Consider the following 20,756-nt stretch of genomic DNA (forward strand, 5'->3'; position numbering starts at 1 on the left):
ATATCTATTATATCAAGCCAATGAGTTCCACTTGGCAAAGTATCTGCTAAGGAAAAATGCAATATAATCACGAATCTTACATTTCACTTAAAAAGAGGAAACAATGGCATTAAAAGTTTATTACGACAAAGACTGCGATTTAGGACTTATCAAAAAGAAAAAAGTTGCAATTATTGGCTTTGGCTCTCAAGGACACGCACACGCAGAAAACTTGCGCGATTCCGGTGTAGAAGTAGCAATCGGACTTTATAAAGGTGGCAAAAGCTGGGCAAAAGCGGAAGCCAAAAACTTTAAAGTATTAGAAGTAAGCGAAGCAACAAAATGGGCAGACTTAGTAATGATTCTAATCCCTGATGAATTGCAAGCCGATGTATTCACGCGCGATATTGAACCAAATTTAAATGAGGACCAAATTATTGCATTTGGGCACGGATTTAATGTGCATTTCGGACAAATCAAAGCACCAAAAGGTGTAGGCGTGATTATGGTTGCACCCAAAGCTCCCGGACATACCGTGCGCAGTGAGTTTGTCAAAGGTGGTGGAATCCCTGATTTGATTGCAGTAGAACAAGATACAAGCAAAGGCGACGCAAAAGCCATTGCATTAAGCTATGCAAGCGCAATCGGTGGCGGACGCAGTGGAATCATTGAAACAACTTTCAAAGACGAAACGGAAACCGACCTATTTGGCGAACAAGCTGTGCTTTGTGGTGGCGTCTCTAGCTTGGTAAAAGCTGGATTTGAAACACTTGTTGAAGCTGGTTATCCTGAAGAAATGGCATATTTTGAATGCTTGCACGAGTTAAAACTTATCGTGGATTTAATCTACCAAGGTGGTTTGGCAGATATGCGCTATTCTATCTCCAACACAGCGGAATATGGCGATATGATAAGCGGACCACGCGTCATCAACGAAGAATCCAAAAAGGCAATGCGTGCGATTTTGAAAGACATTCAGGGAGGTAAATTTGCAAAAGACTTTATCCTAGAACGCAAAGCAGGTTATGCAAGAATGAATGCGGAACGCAAAAATTTAGCAAATCACCCAATTGAAAAAGTCGGTACAAGACTTCGTGAAATGATGCCTTGGATTTCTGCGGGCAAACTTGTAGATAAAAGCAAAAACTAACCAATGACTTTTTATGTTTGCAACTTTTTGCAAACATAAATTTATGCCACAGAATCTTTACAATCTCGCTCTTAACGCTTGATAAGATTTATCATTGCACTAAGGATTTAAAATTGTTTTTCAATAAAAAATCTTTTCTAAAATCCGAAATCGCTAGACTCGCAAACGAGGGTTTGATTAACAGAACACAAGAAAGAGAGATTCTAAATTTTTATTCTCTTGATAAAGGTTCAGATTTTCCTTTTCTAGTCGTCTTTGCCTTTATCTTTATAGGGCTTTCTATCCTCACGCTTGTTGCTTATAATTGGCAAGAGATTCCGAATCTTTTAAAAACCTTTTTACTTCTCACCACACTTTTTGCCACGCATTTGGGAATATTTTACTCCAAAAACCCCTTATTTAAGCAGAGTTTTGGAATCCTAAGTGGGTTTGCCTTACTTGCAAATATTGCTCTACTTTCACAAATTTATCATCTAGGGGAGGATACTGCTTTAGCCTTTTTAAGTGTGGGCTGTGTCGTATTGGTGTTGGCTTTTGCCCTCAAGTCCTCTGCCATTTTTCTTGTGGGCTATTTATTCACTAGTGTATGGTATTTTTTAAATCTTGTGGAATACTATCACTCTATGAGCTTATTTATTTGTATTATTGCGCTTGGAATTATCGTGCAGAGTGGAATCCTTTTTCCCATCTCCTTAAATGCAAAAAAGATTCTTGCTTTGCCTAATTTTATATTTCTTGGTTTGTATCTGTGCAAGATTCAGGAAGAGAGCTTAAACCTATCCGCTTTTGCATGGCTTTCTCTCATCATTTTAGGCTTTCATTTCAAGCCCTACAAAATTTATGCTTATTTTGCTTTGGCTTTAATCCTTGTTGTCTCAAGCTATTATCCTTTAGGGGATTCATTTTTGTCTCTCTCCTTTTCTTTACCTATTTTGCTTGTCGTATTAGGCGTTGTGAATCTATATTTTAAACACTATCCTTTAGGGATTCTCATCATCGGTTTTGCTCTGATGGATTTTTATTCCCATTTATACTCCCTAGATACAATAATTCACAAAGGGTTGTATTCCTTTTTAACACTTCTTTTAGGCATTCACCTCATCAAAGAAAACCATACAATCTCAGGATTGTTTGTTTTGTGCTTGTTGGCGTTGGTGCGCTATTTGGATTTGTTGGGGGATTATATCGGCGCAAGTCTTATATTTTTGTGCTTTGGACTAGGATTGCTTTTGTTTGCAAGGAGCAAAAATGCTTAAAGTAAAATGGCTTTTAATTGCGTGTGGATTACAATTTGCTTTGATTGGCACAATGTTTATCAATGCTTATTTGCCAATCTATTTCGGCACAGAAGTGAAAGTCATTGCCAAAGGATACGACCCTAGAGATTTACTTGCAGGGAATTTTGTGTGGCTAGATTATGGGGTATCTATGTATGCAGAGATTCCATTCAATGCAGAGGTTTTCGTATGTCTTGAAAAAGCAGATAAAAGAAATTTTATCTTTAAAGAGATTCTAACTAAACCACCCAAAAATCAACTTTATATCAAAACAAAAGCTCCGAAAAGCGAATTTTCGAGTCTTTCTTTAGGAGGCATAGAAAAATATTTCACCACAAAAGACAAGGCGCAAGAAATGCAAAGCCTCCTTGCCAAGCCTAACAATCAAGCAATTGTAACCTTGAAAATCTTTAGAGGCAAGGCAAGGATTGTGGATTTAAAGGTGGAATCTCATCAATAATTAACAAATGATAAGAAATTATTGTATCACCACAGCAGCAAGGACATTAAAGGGATTGCACTCCGCTTCTCCCTCCCAATTACCAAAAGGGCGCATATCTAGCACGCTAAGGAGTAAGCCCATATTGTTTTTAAGCTTATCTGCTAAGAGTTTTTCTAAATGCTTCGGTGCAGATTCCAAATCCGCTTCCTCTGGTTTAAAGTTAGGGCGATAAACGATTGGAATCTGAAAAAGAGCGACTTTAAACACTGCGCCCTTTGTGCTTTTGGTGTCCTCTTTATCCACTCCTGCGCTTTTAAGTCTTTTGATTTGACTAAAAGCTTCCTCTATGAGAGAATTACACGCTCCACTAAACTCCCAAACATTTTTACCGATATTTAACCATAGTTTTTTGGATTCCATATAGGCTTCAAATTTGAAATTTTTTCTGCACACCAAAAATCTACAAGCCCATTTTTTATCTCCTAACTCTCCTTTGTTTTTTGTTTTATACTTTATAGGATTCTCACTAAACACATAAGGAGTCAAAGAATGCAGCGCATAAGCATTTTTCTCCTCAAACATCATCGGAAAAATCCCCAAGCCCTTTTGTGCTTTGAGATTTACCGCAAATGCCTGTTCGCAAAACTCCACAAAAAAGGACTTAAATAGCCTCCCATTTGGAAAACTATCGGATTTATAATAAGAATCCAATAGTTGAATCTTTGCTTTTTTGGTAATTCATACGACATTATTACTCCTTATTGGTTGATTTTTGTAAATTTTAGGAATTTACTATATTTTGAAATGATTTAAAACAAAAGATAGAAATCTGCTTTGTTTTAAGCTATAATCTTAGCTTAATTTTTTCTAAAGGAATTAAGATGACTTTTAATCAGTCGGTTAAATTTTGCTTCACCAAAGGATTCCTTAACATACAAGGCAGAGCAAGTCGGAGCGAATATTGGTGGTTTGTTTTGTATTATATTTGCTTGAGTTTAGCCACCCTCAATCCTTGATGCCCTTATGCTTCAAGGACAAGGAATTATACCTATTCTTATGTTCTTATTGTTTGTGATTCCAGTTACCACGGTGGCAATCCGCAGACTTCACGATTTAGACCGCTCTGGTTGGTGATATTTGATTAGTTTTGTTCCTTTAATAGGTGGAATTATTTTGCTTGTTTGGTTTGTTTCTAAAGGAACGGCTGGGAGAAATCACTTCGGAGAAGTCCCACAATAAGCCAACTAATGCACTATTGCAAGATTTGATTTATCAGTTGCAGCAATCCATAAACCAAAAGTAGATTCTACAATAGAATCTGCACTGGTGAGATTCCACAAATTATAGATTGTTTTGCCCGCTTGCGCTTTCTTGCAATGGCGCGACAGGAAATACAATCACAAGAAAAAACAACACAATAATTTTATATTTCTTTTTATTATTTAGATTTAAGCTTATATTAATTTAATAATAATCGTCGTAAAATAACTTTTTGCTTTTTCAAACGCAAACAATTTCAAGGAAAAATTATGCGAAACATTATATTGCTTCTTGTTTTTGGTATTTTAGGGTATTTATTCTATGAGTCTAGTTCTTTTTTGGGCGCAAGTTCTGGAATCGCAATTTTCTTATTTGGAGTAATGTGTCTCAAAAATGGATTTAGTAACTTTAGCACTTTTATTGAAAGAGTGCTAAAAAAATGGGCAAATACTGCCTCAAAAAGCCTGATTTTTGGTGCAATCTCCACAATGATTATGCAAAGCAGCGGGCTTGTTTCCGTGCTTGCTATTTCCTTTCTCTCTGCAGGATTTATTACATTAGGGCAGGGAATTGGGATTATCTTTGGTGCAAATCTTGGCACGACGATTGTCGCTTGGGTGATTGCGATTGCTGGGGTGAAATTTGACATCTCCTCTATTACTATGCCTTTGCTTGTTTTTGGCGTGATTCTAAACTTCCAAAGCTCCAAAACCGCAAGGGCATTTGGCTCTATCCTGTGTGGAATCGGTTTTTTCTTTTTGGGTATTTCGCTTGTCAAAAGCGGCTTTAATGACTTAAAAGACATTATAGATATTGCGCAATATGGGCAAATGCCGGGCATTATGGGAGTAGCACTTTTCGTGCTTGTGGGCATTATTCTCACCGTGGTAATGCAAAGCTCCAATGCAAGTTTGCTCGTAGCCATTACGATTCTAGCAGCTGGACAAATGAGCTATGAAAATGCACTTGGTTTTGCGATTGGTTCAAATATAGGTAGCACGGTAATGGCAATCATCGGCTCTATTGGCACAACAATTGCAGGCAAGCGACTTGCGGCAGCCCATTTGCTTTTTAATAGCGTAACTGCACTTGTGGCGGTAATTTTCTTGCATCAAATGATTTTTGTGGTGCGGTTCTTTTGTAATGAAGTTGGAATCGCAAGCAATGATTACATCTTGCAACTCACCGCATTCCACACATTGTTTAATCTCGTCGGCATTGCGCTGATGATGCCTTTTATCGGCAAAATGGTGCAATTCCTTGAAAAAGTCATCGTAGATAAAAAAGCGAAAGAATACGAGCCAATTTACCTAAACGATTCTATTGTAGAATACCCGGACACCGCGATTGAAGCCTTGCGCAACGAAATGGAACATCTCTATGATAACTGCTTCTTAGTTCTTACCTATGCGCTTGGATTTACACGCAAAGAAATTCATTCCAATACGCCTTTCCGCGAAATTATTGCAAAGAAAAAGCTTTATCGGCGTGATGTAGATTTTGATAATTTTTATCAAAAAAATATCAAATATTTGTTTGATAAAATGTTTGACTTTGCGACGATTGCACAAACTCATATCCACGACAAAGAACAGATGAATGAGATTGTCCATATCAAAAATGCTGCGCGTCGCGCGGTAGAATCCGTCCATCAACTCAAAATGCTTTATCGCAACCTAAAAAGTGCGACACAAACTTCTAATGGTGCGCTAATGGAGCTTTATAATGAAATACGCATTGATTTAGCCGAACTTTTACGCAGTATTGAGAATCTTGAAAAAAGCTCTGATGAAAATATTCAATTAATCCTTGCGAGCATTCGCAAGGTTTCTCAGCAATTAGACCAAACCGATGACAATGCAATCAATAAGGTAGAAAAACTGATTCTTGATAATAAAATCCATGCGACAAATGTTTCCTCTATTTTAAACGACATTGACACCGCAAACAAAATCAGCAAAGACTTACTAGTGATGACACAGCATCTTTACACTGAACAATACGCACCTATAAATTAATCTTGTTGGAATCTCTCGCGATTCCACCTTTGCGGCAAGCTCAAGCAAACATTGCCTTATACTTGTAAAAGCTACTACAAGACTTTAAATATTTTTAATTTTATCAGAATATTTCAAGCGATATTTTTTGATATTTTCTTGCGCTACCTTCTGCATATCTGCCACCTTGTCAAATTCATCTAAAATTTCTTTACCAAGCAAGGTTTCAATCGCATCTTCGCGCGTTACGACTCCATAAAATTGCCCATATCTATCTTGCACGACAAAGAGCTGTTCTTTTTGGGCGATAAAAAGATTCAACAATTTTAACACGGAAACATTAAAGGACACAACATATACTGGACGCATTAAATCACCAATTGTTTGTTGATTGACATTTTCTTGTGCTTTATTTAATCCCACCTCTAAAATATCCTGTGTATGCACAATACCAATTACAGAATCCACATTTTCTCCATAGACAGGAATCCGCGAATAGTTATAAATATCTTGCGTATTTAATGCCTTTTGTATTGTGTCGCTATAACACAACGAAACCACTACACTGCGAGGCGTTAAAATGTCAATAGCTTGATAATTTTTCAGCTTTAAGAGATTCTCTATAATAAATTCCTCGCGCATAGAAATTGAGCCGCTTTGATGCCCGATTTGACTTGCCGCTAGAATCTCATCGCGCCCAATAAATAAACTTGAGCTTGTTTTGACAAAACGCGTAATCAGCTTTGCCACAATCACAAAAGGAAAGACAATTTTCAAAAGATAATGAATACTTAGGGTTACATAAGGTGCTAAAATCTTCCAATAAGTCGCACCAATTGTTTTGGGCAGAATTTCAGAGAAATAAATCAGTACGATAGTTAAAATGCTCGCTCCCAATGCCTGATAGTTCAATCCATAAAGGCTTGCGACTTGGATTCCGACACCTGTCGCTGCCGCAGTTGTTGCAAAGGTATTTAATACTAAAATCGCTCCCTCTGCATCATCTACATTTTCTTTAAGATGTTTCAGATAACCACCTACTTTTGGGTTTTGTTTTTCAAAACTTGCGACAAAAGAGGGGGTGATAGATAAAAAAACAGATTCCATAATAGAGCACAAAAAAGTAAAAACAATCGCAATTAAACAATAGACAATTAAAAGAATCATACAATCTCCTAACGATGTTGCAAATTACCAACACCAAGTGCGGCATTAATCACATCTTCTAATGCGACAACGCCAACGACATTTTGCTCACTATCCACAACCAAAAACAAATGCTCTTTCTGCAAAATAAATTTTTCTAGCAAATCTAACAGCCCCATTTCAGATTCTACTTTTGTAATATTCTTTGCAATGCTTTTGAGCGCCTCTTGACCCCTTTTCTCAAGGCTAGCGTGTAAAATACTCTTTTTAAAAACAATGGAGTGGATTTGGTCTATTGTATCGGCATACAAAGGAATCCTAGAATATTGATGAACATTAGGAATATTCAAAGATTCATCTATGCTCATCCCCTCTTGCAAGGCAAAGATTTTTTCTTTTGGCATCATAATGTTTTTGACTTTCAGGGTTTTTTGCAAAATCAAATGCTCTAAAATATCTCCCTCTAATTCATTGATAGAGCCGCTTTTTTCCCCTAAATCCATAATCGCCAAAATCTCATCACGGCTCATTTGATTTGCGTCTTTTCTTTTAAATAAATGCGTAATAATGCGTGAAATATAAACAAAAGGAAAAGTAATGCAATAAAGCACGAAAATACAATAAGACATCGGAGAAACAATCATTTTCCAATAAGTCGCACCAATTGTTTTGGGCAGAATTTCAGAAAGATATAAAATACACAATGTCATAAACAAAGCAACAAACCCCTGCCAATCTTGCCCAAAAATCTCCACAGCCTGCGCACCAACTCCTGCTGCTCCCACGGTGTTGGCGAAAGTATTGACAACCAAAATTGCCCCCACAGCATTGTCAATATTTGCTTTAAGATATTTTAAAATCTTGCCACTTCTAGTGTGTGTTTTTGCATAGCTTTCCATAAAAGGCGGCGTAACAGAGAGTAAAGCCGCTTCTAACACAGAACAAACAAAAGAAATCACGATTGCCAATAAAAAATAACCAATTAGAGAAAACATTGAATCTCCATAATTCTCAAAACCTTTAATTAAAATAATTTTACAACATAAATATTACCATAAAAGCGAAACAAAATGAAGCGAATTTGTCATACGATAATTTTTGTTATCACAAGCCAAACGATTCAAATTTGCAACCTCAAAACCCAAGTTCGCCTTACAGAAAATTCTTGCAAAAACTCTTTGCTGCTATCCCGATAAACTCCAAAAATATCCACAAAATAAAATGCTTCCAGATTCTTTTTGTCCCCCTCTAATCTTTTGACTACTGCCTTGTAATGAAAATCCTCCGCAATCACCCTAGAAAAAACCATAAAATCTTGAATGGGTGGGTTTATGGATTGAAGTTCTACTTTTAACTGCTCTTTAAAACTTAATAGATATAAGTCTAGCCATAAAATCTGCTGATTCATTGATTTTAAATCCTGCTTAAACGATTCGCTTTTAAGTCCTAAAATCAAAACCAATGCCCCTAGAAAAACGAGCAAAGTCAAAGGCAATAAAACTACTCCTCTCGAATGCTTATGGCAACGCATTATTCAACCTCAACGACAAGAGTATTCGCACAATGTGGATTCCCTCTTGCGTCATTGACGCAAATTTCAAGTGCAATACCCAAGGCAGTTTTAGCAATCTTAAAATCCGCAATCTCTTGGATAATCTCTTGCATATTGCGCGCAACACCTTGTAATTGGCTTTTGGATTCCAAAACAATAGAATCCCCAAAGGACAAGGAAGAAACAGAATGTAGAAAATACATTTTAGGCATTATTGGTATTGTGGCTTTTGCTTGTATAAAGCTCTTAAATAAAGGTGGAATCTCTAATGTGATTTGATTGGCATTAAGCCCTAAAATCTTTCCTTGAAATTTAGAATTATAAAAATCTTTTGGCGCAATGAAATCTGAAGTAACAAAAAGTGCCTTTTGCGGTAAATTCACTTTTTGATAAACAGAGCATTTTTTGTTTAAGATTCCATTAGAACCCGAATCTATACTTAAAAATTCTAGCGTTAAAACATCATTTATTTTGGCACTCTCTGGTGTAAAAAAGCCGTGCAGACAAGGCAGAGAATAATCTCCAATGACTACATATTCTTGTATTTTTTCATAAAAGATTAAACTCTTACCCTTAAGACTTAAAGGATTTGAGCCAATCTCCTCACCGCTGCTTAGCATAAGGCTTTCTAAATAAGAATTTTCAAGCAAGTGTTTAATTTGCAATAAAGCATTTTGCGCTTGGATTTCTTGAATAAAGCCATTGTTTTGGTGATGATAATTTTGATACATTCTAAGCAGCGTTGAACCGCCTAAAACGCCTAAGATTCCTAACAAAATCAAAGTAAAAAGCATTTCAATTAAAGTCCATCCGCGTCGCATTGTTCTCCTTTAAGGAATCGTAGCGTTCATCTCATAAACAAGAGTGGAATCCAAAAGAGGAGAACGAAAAACACAATGCTCTGCTATCTTGTTACAAATTGGAACATTATAAATATCCACATCTTGCGTGATTCTAAAATTTTCTAACCCAATAACAGCCAAACTCCCCAACATTGCAGACATCAATATGCTTAGCACCAAAATAAAAATTAAAAACTCTAACAAGGCAAAAGCTTTTGTATGTGATTTCATTGCAAACATTCCAATAAATCCCTATTTTTTAAACATTTTTAAGTTTAATTATCTAAAAATTACTGCATATTCAAGCAAAAGTCAAGCATTTATCCAAAATAAATTCTAAAATATAAGGAGCAAAGATGATAAAAACTGCTTTATTGTGTGCATTGAGCGGAATTATGCTTATCTTAGCGGGAAGCTTTGGGGATTTTAAAACCACACAAGATTCAAGAATCGCTCCAAGCAAACACAATAAACTATGCTTTTTTGTGCAATCTAGCACATTAAATGTCCGCAATGCTCCGAGTTTAGAAGCAAAAATTATTCATCAATTACCACAAAATTCTAAAATATGTGAATATTTTGAAACACATAATGGATTTTTGCACACTCAAGAGGGTTGGATTGCCACAAAATATTTGAATTTAGAGCCTAAAAAACCAAATTATACACGAGATTCCGCGCTTGCTTTACAAAACCATTCTAATACGATTCTTAATTATCAAGTCTCCAATAAACCAAAATTCAAGCTTACTAGCACAACAAAAAATTCTACTTCCATTGCACAAAATCAAAAATCTATGCAAAGCCCAATTATGCAAGCAAGAGCCGCAATGGATAACCAAAACTACACACGCGCCAAGAATCTAGCCCTACGCGCAAATCTTGCAAATCCAAAAGATTCAGAAAGTTGGGAAATCTTTGCTAAAAGCACTTATTTGGAGGGGAATCCAGAGGAAGCCATTTTGATTTTACAAAACTTCTTGCGACAAAACAATAACAAAGATTTAACAAATCTTTTAAAACAAATGCAACAAGGGCAAAAAATTTGATTGCTCAAAATTCGCAAAAGCATTGGAGTATTCAAGAAATTCATAAGGATTCTGCACTGCGTCTTAGTGCGGAACAAATGCGACATTTCAACGCAATTATTGCACAAGAGATTCCACCAAATACACTAGAAATTGCTTTGCTAAACCCCTCCAATAATCCCCACAAAGACACTCTCCAAAGTCTTTTTCAAAATTATATTTTAGAGTTTGGCGTAATTGGCTTGGACGATTTTAAAAAAACACTTGCGTGGCTAGAGCAAGAAGAGCAACTCCAAAAACTGCTCAAGAAAATCCGACAAGAAATTTATCAAGAATCCAAAGAAAAAGATTCAAGCATTCAAAGTCTTGTGCAGCTAATGCTACAAATTGCAGTATCCAAAAACGCAAGTGATGTGCATTTTGAACGCGATTTTGACTCTATGCGCGTGCGATTCCGCATTGATGGCGTATTGGTGGAATGTTTCACATTTGAATTATGGCTTTTTGCTCCTTTAAGCGCAAGTATTAAGCTGCTATCCCATTTGAATTTGACAGAATCCAAACTCCCACAAGATGGACGCTTTGAGCTAGAATTATTGCATTGTGATGACTTGCCTCGTCTCTTTGACTTTCGCGTCTCTACTCTGCCTTTAGTTGAGGGAGAATCTATCGTGCTTAGAATTTTAGACAAGCACAAAACTCTTTTGCCTTTAGAATCTTTGGGCTTTGGAGAGACAGAATTGACACAAATCCAATCGCTTTTTAACTTGCCCTATGGGCTTGTGCTGATTACAGGACCTACGGGTAGCGGCAAAAGCACCACAATGTATGGAATCCTAAATATCTTAAAAGAGCGGAATCTCAAGATTATCACGCTTGAAGACCCTGTGGAATATCGCTTGCCGCATATCAATCAAGTGGCAATGAGCCAAAATGTCAGCTTTGCAAATGTCCTACGCAATGTCCTACGCCAAGACCCCGATGTGATTATACTAGGAGAAGTGCGCGACAAAGAAAGCCTGCAAATCGCAATTCAAGCTGCTTTTACGGGACATTTAGTTTTTGCTACATTGCACACAAACGACGCATTAGATACGATTGTGCGCCTAAGAGATATGGGATTAGAGCCACATTTTATTGCGCAATCCCTTAGCGGAATCCTAGCACAGCGACTTTTGCGCAAACTCTGCAGATGCACTTTGGATAAACCAAATCCACAAGATACATCAGGCTGCGAATTATGCAATCACACGGGATATTTAGGCAGAATCGCAATTGCTGAAATTGTGCTTGCTAGTAAGGATTTAGAAGATTTCATTCATCATCGGATAAGCAAACTAGAATTTTTAAAAAGGCTAGAGGAGCAAACACCAAATTTCACATTAGAGCAAAAGGCTCATCAATTGGTTGCAAATGGAATCACGGATATGCGTGAAATTTATCGCGTGGTTAAATAAATGCCAAAATTCCAAGTCCAATACAAACAAAAAGGCAAGATTCAAACACAAACCTACAATGTCAAAACGCAAAGCGAATTAGAAAATAAACTCCAATCGCAACATCTTTTTGTTCTTAAAATCACGCCACAATCTAGCCTCAAAGACAAATTATTCACCCTTCAAACCCCTAAAACAAAAGAAATTTTAAGTGCTTTTTATGAGCTTAAACTCGGGCTTAAAGCGCATTTGCCTTTAAATTTGCTTTTAGAAAATCTCCAAACCCACACCAAAAATCCTCTCCTTAGTTCTCAATTTGCCAAAGCACTCTTTGCGCTTAATTCTGGCAAATCCCTTTCTCTTAGTTTCAAAGAAGCAGGATTTTCAGATTTTATTTGTTCTATGCTAGAAATCGGACAAAAAGCCGATATGCTAGAACAAGCCATAGAATTTATCCTCATTGAGCTCAAAAATGCGCACAAGAATCGCAAGCTTTTGACCAAAATTTTGCTTTATCCGCTTTTGGTCAGCCTTGTAATGATTGTTGTATTTTTAGGCATTACCTTATTTGTTTTGCCCCAATTTGAAGTTTTGTTCGCAAATATCAACGCGCCTTTGCCGCTTGTGAGTAGAAGTCTGCTTTTTATGCGCACGCTCGTGCTAGACTATGGCTACTTTAGCTTTCTTGGTCTCTGTGGAATCGCATTTTTTATTTACAGATTCTACAAGACTTCTCAAAAGTTTAGATGTTTTATGGATAGACTATGGCTTAGGATTCCTTATTTAGGCGCGGTGTTGCATTATTATCAACTCTCCCAATTTTTACTTAGTTTCTTTTGGCTTTACAAGAGCAAAGTGCCTTTACAAACTGCATTAGATATTTCATCTAAAGCACTTAGTAACGCGGAAATCAAGCAAAAAACCGAAAGGATTTTTGAAGCAATTGTGCGTGGAATCCCTATTGCACAAGCCTTTAGAGCAAGTGGTATATTGGATACTCTAAGTATCCAACTACTCTGTGGAGCGCAAAACGAAGAGGGATTTTTAGAATCCCTAGAAGTTCTCCTTGAACTACACCAAGAAGAGCTCGCCACACATAGTGAAACCTTGCTTGCCTTAATTGAACCCCTTATGGTTCTTGTTTTGGGCGCTTTAGTTTTGTGGTTGGCTCTTGCGATTTTCCTACCTCTTTGGGAATTACCTATGCAAATCCAAACACTATAAATCCAATGCGCAAAAGCACTTAAGAGCGAATCTTATTCCCTAAGATTTTTAGCAATCTCTTTTTCTGTCTTTACCACTTCTTTAATAAAAACATCAATCAATTCGTCTTGCTTGTATTTGCCCACAATCTCTCCGTGCTTAATCACCAATCCATCGCCACTGCCAAAAGCAATCGCCACATCTGCATGTTTAGCCTCGCCTAAGGCATTGACCGCACAACCCATAACAGAAATTTGCATAGGTGTTTTAATCTTGGGCATTCGCTCTTTTAACTCTTTCAAAATCGGCACTAAATCTGCCTGCAAACGCCCACAAGTAGGACACGAAATATAAGTAATCCCCTCTTTTTGTCTTCCACAATAGCGCAGGATTCCACGCGCAACTTCAATCTCTTTTTCTAATTCGCCCGTGATAGATACACGCATCGTATCGCCAATCCCTTCCATAAGCAATCCACCGAGTGCTATGGAGCTTTTAATCATAGAGGATTCCAAATCCCCCGCTTCTGTAACACCCAAATGGAAAGGATATTCTACCAAGGGACGCAACATACGATATGCGCTCATTGTGCGCTCTACATCACTTGCCTTGAGAGAAATTTTGAGATTTGTAAAGCCAAAATCCTCTAAAAGCTTGACATTATATAATGCGGATTCCACCATTCCTTTGGGTGTCGCACCATATTTGTCTTCAAAAGGTTTTTCTAAACTACCTGCATTCACGCCAATACGAATTGGGATTCTATGCTCTTGGCACGCATTGACAACTGCTTTGATTTTGTCTTTTGAGCCAATATTTCCCGGATTAATGCGCACACAATCCACCGATTCTGCCGCAATAAGGGCGAATTTATAGCGAAAATGAATGTCTGCGACTAAAGGAATGGAAACCATACTTTTAAGTGCTTTTAACGCCTTTGCGTCCTCTTCATCGCTCACTGCCACACGCACAATATCACACCCTGCAAGTTGCAAACAATCAATCTGCTTCTTTGTTGCTTGTAAATTAGCTGTTTTGCTATAAGTCATACTCTGCACAGAAATAGGTGCGTCTCCGCCCACTAGGACATTGCCCACTGCAATTTGCTTTGTTTTATAGCGCAATTTTAAAGCTTGAGATTCCATTTTTTGTTTATCTCTAGCTCTTTATGATTTATTTTCTTCGTGTTGGTGTAGCGGCTGATTATCAATGCATAATAAAGAATCTGCTACAATGGTTGTTAAATACCCTTTTGGATTTCCATCAAAAGGAATGCTATCTAATACATCTTGCAATCCAATCTCATTTGCTAACTTTTTAATCTCCTCATCTTTACCATATCTTTCAATATAATATTGAAAAGTCTCTTTCCAGCAAATGTCTGGTTGTGCGCCCTCTTTGCCGGGCGCATTAAGCATAAACTCGGAAAGATAAGCGATCTTTAAAATTGCAGCGATTTTATCGCGCCAATATTCAATATAAAGATAATCTTTTAGATTATCCAAAGTCGCCTTTCCATTACCTGTTGCAGCAAATCCAAAGGCAATTTTCTCATATCTCTTAAAATCATCATAAAGCTTTTTGTATTCTGGCATAGAACGCAATTCAAAGTAAGTTTCCGCCATTTTAAATGCGTCAGCTAATTTACGCTCTTTGCAAGCTTGTGCAAAATCTAGCTTAATCTGAATCGTCTTAGCCTTTTCGTCTGCAAGTGTTTTAAAAGGCGACATAGAAGCAAGTAACTTACAAATCTCTAAGGCTTTTGTATAATCGTTTTGATTCTCGCAAGCATTTACACGTTGTGCAATCTGGTCGCCAATGAGCATTGCACTTCTGTAAATCAAAGTTTCTTTCAAAAAAGGCAATCTATCGCATAATTTAAAATATTCTACAAAATTTTTTGCCTTATATTCTTTATCGGCTTGCACGAATTTATCGCTATTTCTAAGCAATGTCATTGCCACATCTTTTTTAGATTTCACCGTTACAAAGGGACGTAACAAGTCTTGCGCTTTGACTAAATTGCCTTGAGGGTCTTGGAAAAGCAATCTCTTAGAGACTTCAAAAGATTTTTCCCAAGTTTCTTCTAGTTTAGTATAAGCCACCGTTTCTTTTAGATATGCATTTTGTTCAACCAACTTATAAGCTTCCATATAGTTTTTTGCTTCAATCGCGTCCATAAATTTAGCTACCGCTTCTTTTTGCTGCCAATAATAATCAAACTCTTCTCTCTTGCGTTGATCTAGCATAAATGGCTCTACAACCGCAGTCGCTTCTTGAAGTTGGTCTTTTGCAAGCAAATCAATAGCTTTTGCAAGCATTTCTTTCCAAAGAGTTTCTAGTTTTGTGCGGTATTCTTTTAAAGTTTGCAAAAAGATATTTTTAGACTGAATCAAGCCCAACGCGCCTTTAAGGTCATTATTATTGAGCAATTCTAGCATTTCTTCTTTGGCTTCGTTGAGGTCTGCAATCTCTATTGTTCCATCGGAAAATCCAAGATAAAGCAGGTTATCCTCCACTCTCATTGTTGTGATTCCGCTATGTTCAAGAGTAATAGAATCGCTTAAAGTATTATCGCTCAAATCAATGATACGTAATTGTTTGTCCTTTGCCCCTACAAGTGCAAATTCCTCGCCTGCAAGCGGGCGGCATCGTGTAAGCCAAGCTCCTTTTAATAGATTTTCTTTGATGAACTTTTGCTCCAACACATCATAAATCAAAGTTTGCCCCTCTTTAGTTACGCAAAACAATCTTGTATTGTCTGCATAAAAAAATGCGTCTTCAATCAACGATTCCGTCTTAATCATAGCAACCAAATCATTTTTCACCACATCAAAAATCATTGCGCTTTTGCCAAAACAACCCGCAAAAACTAGCCGTTCGTCTTGACTAAACGCAATAGAAGAAATATAATCAGGCAAAGGAGGCATACTCAAAACTAGCTGATAATTGTCGGCAGAATACAGCAACACGCGTCCATCTTCACCTCCTGTTGCTAAATAATCATCTTCGTGAGAAAAAGTAGCTTTAGAAATTGCAAGTTTTTGCCAAGTAAGCTGTGCTATAGGCGCAATCTCCGGCGTAGTAGTGACCACTACGCCTTTGGTTGCCTTGACAAAACCCATAGCAATTTTAGAAGTCGTATAAGAAATAGCAACCGCTTTGCTAAAATGATGTAAAGGCTCAACTTCTTTAGAAAGTTGCAATACTTTATCAATCACTTTATTTTCTTTGGAAAAAGTAGAAATATTATAAAAATTATCCATACAAATAATGGAATCCTTATCCGTTGCGACTCCAAGCACGCTACCGACTAACTTTAAACTGCTTTTTGCAGGAAACATTCTGTGCTCCTTAATTGACGAAATTGTCAAATCTAAATCATAATTTATTATTATACTTTAAACTCTTTGAATTTGCGTTTTAAATTTATAACTTTCTTAATATTTCAACAAAATGTGTAAATACGAAATTATTACCACAAAATTTACAAAGTGCAACACAATTCACATTTTATCAAGAAAGTAAAAAGAATCTTGACTAAAATTAGCAAAATTTGCGCAATTCTTTGTTATACTCAAACGACAAATTCTACATTAAAGGAATCTTTATGAAAATCACCTATACCCTAACAGACGAATCCCCAGCCCTTGCGACTTACTCCTTTTTGCCTATTGTTCAAGCATTTTTAGGAAAAGTTGGCATTGCCGTAGAGACTTCTGATATTTCTCTTTCTGCGCGCGTTTTGGCGCAATTTCCAGAAAATCTAAAAGAATCACAAAGAGTCAAAGATGCGCTTGCAATTTTAGGCGAACTTGTCAATCAGCCCGACGCAAACCTCATCAAGACGCCCAACATTTCCGCCTCTATTCCACAACTAAAAGCAACAATCAAAGAGCTACAAGCCAAAGGCTACGATGTGCCAAATTTTCCTGATGAACCTCAAGATGAAGCACAAAAAGCCATCAAAGAAAAATACCAAAAGGTTTTAGGTTCTGCAGTCAATCCCGTGCTTAGACAAGGCAACTCCGACCGCCGCTGCACAAAAGCAGTCAAAGAATACGCCAAAAGAAATCCCTATCGTGTCGTAGAGTTCCACAAGGATTCTAAAACACGCGTCTCTTATATGCCAAAGGGAGATTTCTTTGACAACGAAAAAGCAATTTTAGTTCCAGAAGCTACTAAAGCCAAAATTGAATTTATCGGCAAAGGAGGCACGGAAATCTTAAAAGACAATCTTAAACTAGATAAAAACGAGATTTTGGACGCAACTTTTATGAGCGCAAAGGTGTTAGATGAATTTTATGCCAAACAAATTGAAGTATGTAAAAAGGAAAACATTTTGCTTTCTCTCCACCTCAAAGCCACAATGATGAAAGTCAGCGACCCTGTGATTTTTGGACACGCAGTGCAGGTGTATTTTAAAGAACTTTTTGATTCTTTTGGTGAGGAGCTAACACAACTTGGCGTGAATCCTAACAATGGCGTTAGCGAGCTTTTAAGCAAAGCAGAAAATAGCCCCAAAAAACAAGAGATTCTTACAAAATACAATGAAATTCTTGCCAAAAGCGCGCCGCTTTCTATGGTAAATTCCGACAAAGGCATTACAAATTTACACATTCCGAGCGATGTGATTGTAGATGCTTCTATGCCTGCAATGCTTAAAAATGGTGCAAGACTTTGGGACAAAGAAGGAAAAGAACGCGACACCAATGCGCTGATTCCGGATAAAACTTACGCAACAATTTACGAAGCCGTTGTAGAGGATTTGCGTGCTAATGGCACACTCAATCCTAGCCAACTAGGTAGCGTTTCCAATGTCGGCTTAATGGCAAAAAAAGCACAAGAATATGGTTCTCACGATAAAACCTTTATCGCTAAAGAAGATGGAATCTTTAGAATCGTAGATGAAAAAGGCACAACTCTGCTAGAGCACAAAGTAGAAAAAGGTGATATTTATCGCGCAAATCAAGCAAAATTTGAAGCGGTGCAAAATTGGATTGACTTAGGCATACAACGCGCAGATTTAACGGGCAACAAGGCAATTTTTTGGCTAGATTCCAAACGTCCAAGCAATAAAATTATGATAGATTTAGTAGAGGCGCGCTTAAAAGAAAAAGGCAGAGACATTGCGATTCTACCTCCAAAAGAAGCGTGTTTAGAATCCCTCAAGCTCATTCGTGCAGGCAAAGACGCAATCTCCATTAGCGGAAATGTTTTGCGTGATTACTTAACCGATTTATTCCCGATTTTAGAGCTTGGCACAAGCGCAAAAATGCTTTCTGTCGTGCCAATGCTCAACGGCGGCTCTATGTTTGAAACCGGTGCGGGCGGAAGCGCGCCAAAACAAGTAGAACAACTTGTAGAAGAAAATCACTTACGTTGGGATAGTTTGGGCGAATTTTTGGCATTACAGGCGAGCCTAGAATTTTATGCTCAAAAAACAGGCAACAAGCAAGCACAGATTCTAGCAAACAGCCTTGATAGTGCGATTGGAGAATGGCTAGACAACAATAAAGCCCCTTCACGCAAAGTAGGAGAAGACGACAACCGCACAAGCCATTTCTATCTTGCGCTTTATTTTGCCCAATCTCTTGCGCGAGATAGTAGCGATTCTAGTTTGCAAAACTTTTTTAAAGGAATCGCAGAGGAATTAAGCGAGAATGAAGAGAGGATTCATCAAGAATATTTAAGCGCACAAGGCGCAAAAGTAGATTTAGGCGGATACTACAAGCTAGACGATGAAAAATGCGATGCGATTATGCGTCCAAGTGCAACTTTTAATGCGATTTTAGCCAAGATTAAATAGAGCGCGCCTATTGTTGCGCGCAATATCGCAGATTGCCTTGTCTCTCACTTTGCTCGCAATAACACAATGGTTGATTTTTGTCATTGCGAGACTTCGTAAGAAGTCGTGGCGCGATTTGCGTGAGCATTTGCACCCGCTTTAGCGCAAATCTATAATCTTGCAAAAGAGAACACAACAAGGACGAAGCCTATACAGAAAGCGGAATAAAAAGCTGCGGGAGATTTGTTAAGTGTGTGCTTAAATTTTCTACATTGCGCAACGAAAAGAACCAAAATTTTTTCACATTTTCTTTGCGCAAAGGCAGAATCTGCAAGATATGCTTTTGACGATTAAGCCACAGGATAGGATTTTGAGTGTTGGATTGCTCAATGATAATCTTTTTGTCAAACACCTTAGCAATGTGTTTATAATAATCCAAAGCTTGGTCGTGGTCCTCCTCATTGGGATTGAAGTCATAAAGCAGAATCTTAAGCCCAATTTGGGTTGATAAATCAAAAACAACAGAGGAGATTTTCTCTGCTTCCTCTAGTTTTTCGGGCAACACAACCACGCTGTGGGTTAGTTTTTCTAAAGATTGCATACCAAACTTCAAAAGCGGAATCCCCAAATCCAATAAATAGTCTTTATATTTTTCAAACAAATATCCCTCTAACAAAATCAAGCCAATGTTTTTGTTTGTCTTATCGCGATTCAAAATTTCTTTTAACGAATTTTCATAAAATTCCACACTCCACGAGATATGCTCTCCATTTAAACGCATATCATTTCTTAAGCACACAATCTCCTCTATGCTTGTGGGATTGAAAAAGCATAAATGCAGACGCTTGTTTTTAAAATGTGAAAAGAGCCATAATGTCTGATGGATACATTCTTCAAGGTTTTTGGAATGCGACAAATCAAAATACATTACCACATCGCGCCCAAAAGGCGTTGGAAACTGCCCAAACTCCTCTTTAATCCGATGATAAATTTCTCGCAAAGTATTGGGCTCGCCGATGAGCAACAAAGAATCATTAGGCAGAATCGTGGTAGAATATTTGGGCAAAATCAACTCTTCAGCGCGATAAATCGCAACAATTTTCCATTTCTTTTGCTTAATCACTCCCACACTACGATACGCATAAGGGCTTCCAAAAGGCACGCTAATTTGCATAATTTCGCCTTGTCCTAAACCAATATATTTTGCAGTGCGTGGCACATTGGGGAATTTTTCAAACAGCTTACCGCTTAATACAAGTGCTTCATTAATCATCAAAAGCTGCTTATCATTACCTTGCAAAGGAATCTCTCCTAAAATGCTAATTTGCAAGGTTTTGCTATAGGAGCGCAAAGTATGGTAGATAATCTCGCGCTCTTCTGCTTTGTCTGTGATAATGTAGCAATCTGTAATTTGCGCAGTTAGAATCTCGCGCAACTTATTGGGCGAACTCGGGTCAAACGAAAAGCACTCGTGGTCTTGTGGGAGATTTTGGGGCAAAAGATTCTTATCAAGCGAAACAAAAATATAAGTATTTTTATCCAAATGCTTTGCCATTAATATGCTTAGGAATTCTTTTGCTACAATTCCGTCTAAAATCAAAAGCACTTTTCGCATAACTCCCCTTTGTAGTGATAAAAATTCGCGAAAATGTAGCA

General features: G+C 37.5%; 20 protein-coding genes. 11 read left to right on the top strand and 9 right to left on the bottom strand.

All coding sequences use genetic code 11. From position 1 onward, the window contains the following. Nucleotides 1-103 precede the first annotated feature (103 nt). The 3 genes from ilvC (at nucleotide 104) to K2N75_RS04455 (ending at nucleotide 2,866) form a co-directional block, all read left to right on the top strand. Complete coding sequence (gene ilvC / locus K2N75_RS04445) at nucleotides 104-1,129, top strand: ketol-acid reductoisomerase (RefSeq protein WP_290879095.1); 1,026 nt, start codon at nucleotides 104-106, stop codon at nucleotides 1,127-1,129. Nucleotides 1,130-1,242: 113 nt separating this feature from the next. Continuing rightward, nucleotides 1,243-2,385, top strand: coding sequence for a DUF2157 domain-containing protein (locus K2N75_RS04450; protein WP_297679740.1), 1,143 nt, complete (start codon nucleotides 1,243-1,245; stop codon nucleotides 2,383-2,385). Then, nucleotides 2,378-2,866 carry a GDYXXLXY domain-containing protein gene (locus K2N75_RS04455; protein ID WP_297679741.1) on the top strand — a complete coding sequence of 163 codons (489 nt, stop codon included), beginning with the start codon at nucleotides 2,378-2,380 and terminating at the stop codon, nucleotides 2,864-2,866. The genes K2N75_RS04450 and K2N75_RS04455 overlap by 8 nt, the downstream gene beginning before the upstream one ends. Nucleotides 2,867-2,884: 18 nt before the next feature. Here K2N75_RS04455 and K2N75_RS04460 read toward each other — a convergent pair whose 3' ends face one another. Next, a complete protein-coding gene (locus K2N75_RS04460) occupies nucleotides 2,885-3,559 on the bottom strand; it encodes a hypothetical protein (protein WP_297679742.1) in 675 nt (224 codons plus the stop codon). A gap of 170 nt (nucleotides 3,560-3,729) precedes the next feature. On the opposite strand from K2N75_RS04460, the gene K2N75_RS04465 reads away from it, so the two are divergent. The 3 genes from K2N75_RS04465 to K2N75_RS04470 all read left to right on the top strand — a co-directional run bounded on the left by K2N75_RS04465 (nucleotide 3,730) and on the right by K2N75_RS04470 (nucleotide 6,126). Next, nucleotides 3,730-3,864, top strand: coding sequence for a hypothetical protein (locus tag K2N75_RS04465; RefSeq protein ID WP_297679743.1), 135 nt, complete (start codon nucleotides 3,730-3,732; stop codon nucleotides 3,862-3,864). A gap of 7 nt (nucleotides 3,865-3,871) precedes the next feature. Continuing rightward, complete coding sequence (locus K2N75_RS09195) at nucleotides 3,872-3,982, top strand: DUF805 domain-containing protein (RefSeq protein WP_363318424.1); 111 nt, start codon at nucleotides 3,872-3,874, stop codon at nucleotides 3,980-3,982. 395 nt (nucleotides 3,983-4,377) lie between these two features. Beyond that, nucleotides 4,378-6,126: a Na/Pi symporter gene (locus tag K2N75_RS04470; protein WP_297679744.1), complete on the top strand. Its 1,749-nt coding sequence runs from the start codon at nucleotides 4,378-4,380 to the stop codon at nucleotides 6,124-6,126. Between the two features lie 84 nt (nucleotides 6,127-6,210). Here K2N75_RS04470 and K2N75_RS04475 read toward each other — a convergent pair whose 3' ends face one another. The 5 genes from K2N75_RS04475 to K2N75_RS04495 form a co-directional block, all read right to left on the bottom strand. Then, nucleotides 6,211-7,272 (bottom strand): CNNM domain-containing protein, encoded by a 1,062-nt coding sequence (locus K2N75_RS04475; protein ID WP_297679745.1) that lies wholly within the window; start codon nucleotides 7,270-7,272, stop codon nucleotides 6,211-6,213. 8 nt (nucleotides 7,273-7,280) lie between these two features. Continuing rightward, a complete protein-coding gene (locus tag K2N75_RS04480) occupies nucleotides 7,281-8,246 on the bottom strand; it encodes a CNNM domain-containing protein (protein ID WP_297679746.1) in 966 nt (321 codons plus the stop codon). Between the two features lie 125 nt (nucleotides 8,247-8,371). After that, nucleotides 8,372-8,782, bottom strand: a complete 411-nt coding sequence (locus tag K2N75_RS04485) for a hypothetical protein (protein WP_297679747.1) — start codon at nucleotides 8,780-8,782, stop codon at nucleotides 8,372-8,374. Then, the gene (locus K2N75_RS04490; RefSeq protein WP_297679748.1) at nucleotides 8,782-9,624 is read right to left on the bottom strand and encodes a prepilin-type N-terminal cleavage/methylation domain-containing protein; all 843 of its coding nucleotides are present in this window, start codon (nucleotides 9,622-9,624) and stop codon (nucleotides 8,782-8,784) included. Before K2N75_RS04490 ends, K2N75_RS04485 begins: the two co-directional genes overlap by 1 nt. A gap of 9 nt (nucleotides 9,625-9,633) precedes the next feature. Then, on the bottom strand, nucleotides 9,634-9,876 hold the full coding sequence (locus tag K2N75_RS04495; RefSeq protein WP_297679749.1) for a type II secretion system protein: 243 nt from the start codon (nucleotides 9,874-9,876) through the stop codon (nucleotides 9,634-9,636). Between the two features lie 125 nt (nucleotides 9,877-10,001). Between K2N75_RS04495 and K2N75_RS04500 the strand changes: the two genes are divergently transcribed. Genes K2N75_RS04500 through K2N75_RS04510 form a run of 3 tightly spaced genes read left to right on the top strand, consistent with a single transcriptional unit; the run spans nucleotide 10,002 to nucleotide 13,333 of the window. Next, nucleotides 10,002-10,694: an SH3 domain-containing protein gene (locus K2N75_RS04500; RefSeq protein ID WP_297679750.1), complete on the top strand. Its 693-nt coding sequence runs from the start codon at nucleotides 10,002-10,004 to the stop codon at nucleotides 10,692-10,694. After that, on the top strand, nucleotides 10,691-12,130 hold the full coding sequence (locus K2N75_RS04505) for a GspE/PulE family protein (RefSeq protein WP_297679751.1): 1,440 nt from the start codon (nucleotides 10,691-10,693) through the stop codon (nucleotides 12,128-12,130). Before K2N75_RS04500 ends, K2N75_RS04505 begins: the two co-directional genes overlap by 4 nt. Next, entirely contained in the window at nucleotides 12,131-13,333 is a 1,203-nt protein-coding gene (locus K2N75_RS04510; protein WP_297679752.1) for a type II secretion system F family protein, read from the top strand. 32 nt (nucleotides 13,334-13,365) lie between these two features. Here the strand turns inward: K2N75_RS04510 and ispG are convergent, their stop codons facing one another. Together ispG and K2N75_RS04520 are read right to left on the bottom strand one after the other, a co-directional pair. Next, entirely contained in the window at nucleotides 13,366-14,457 is a 1,092-nt protein-coding gene (ispG, locus tag K2N75_RS04515; protein ID WP_297679753.1) for a flavodoxin-dependent (E)-4-hydroxy-3-methylbut-2-enyl-diphosphate synthase, read from the bottom strand. Nucleotides 14,458-14,478: 21 nt separating this feature from the next. Further along, nucleotides 14,479-16,656 carry a WD40 repeat domain-containing protein gene (locus tag K2N75_RS04520; protein WP_297679754.1) on the bottom strand — a complete coding sequence of 726 codons (2,178 nt, stop codon included), beginning with the start codon at nucleotides 16,654-16,656 and terminating at the stop codon, nucleotides 14,479-14,481. A 266-nt stretch (nucleotides 16,657-16,922) separates the two neighbouring features. On the opposite strand from K2N75_RS04520, the gene K2N75_RS04525 reads away from it, so the two are divergent. Both K2N75_RS04525 and K2N75_RS04530 read left to right on the top strand, forming a co-directional pair. Beyond that, nucleotides 16,923-19,121: an NADP-dependent isocitrate dehydrogenase gene (locus tag K2N75_RS04525; protein ID WP_297679755.1), complete on the top strand. Its 2,199-nt coding sequence runs from the start codon at nucleotides 16,923-16,925 to the stop codon at nucleotides 19,119-19,121. Nucleotides 19,122-19,131: 10 nt separating this feature from the next. Then, the gene (locus K2N75_RS04530; protein ID WP_297679756.1) at nucleotides 19,132-19,263 is read left to right on the top strand and encodes a hypothetical protein; all 132 of its coding nucleotides are present in this window, start codon (nucleotides 19,132-19,134) and stop codon (nucleotides 19,261-19,263) included. 45 nt (nucleotides 19,264-19,308) lie between these two features. Here the strand turns inward: K2N75_RS04530 and K2N75_RS04535 are convergent, their stop codons facing one another. Beyond that, complete coding sequence (locus tag K2N75_RS04535) at nucleotides 19,309-20,715, bottom strand: TrkA C-terminal domain-containing protein (protein ID WP_297679757.1); 1,407 nt, start codon at nucleotides 20,713-20,715, stop codon at nucleotides 19,309-19,311. Between the last annotated feature and the right edge of the window lie 41 nt (nucleotides 20,716-20,756).

Origin of the sequence: Helicobacter sp. (genome assembly GCF_029067145.1) — a bacterium.
GTDB lineage: Bacteria > Campylobacterota > Campylobacteria > Campylobacterales > Helicobacteraceae > Helicobacter_D.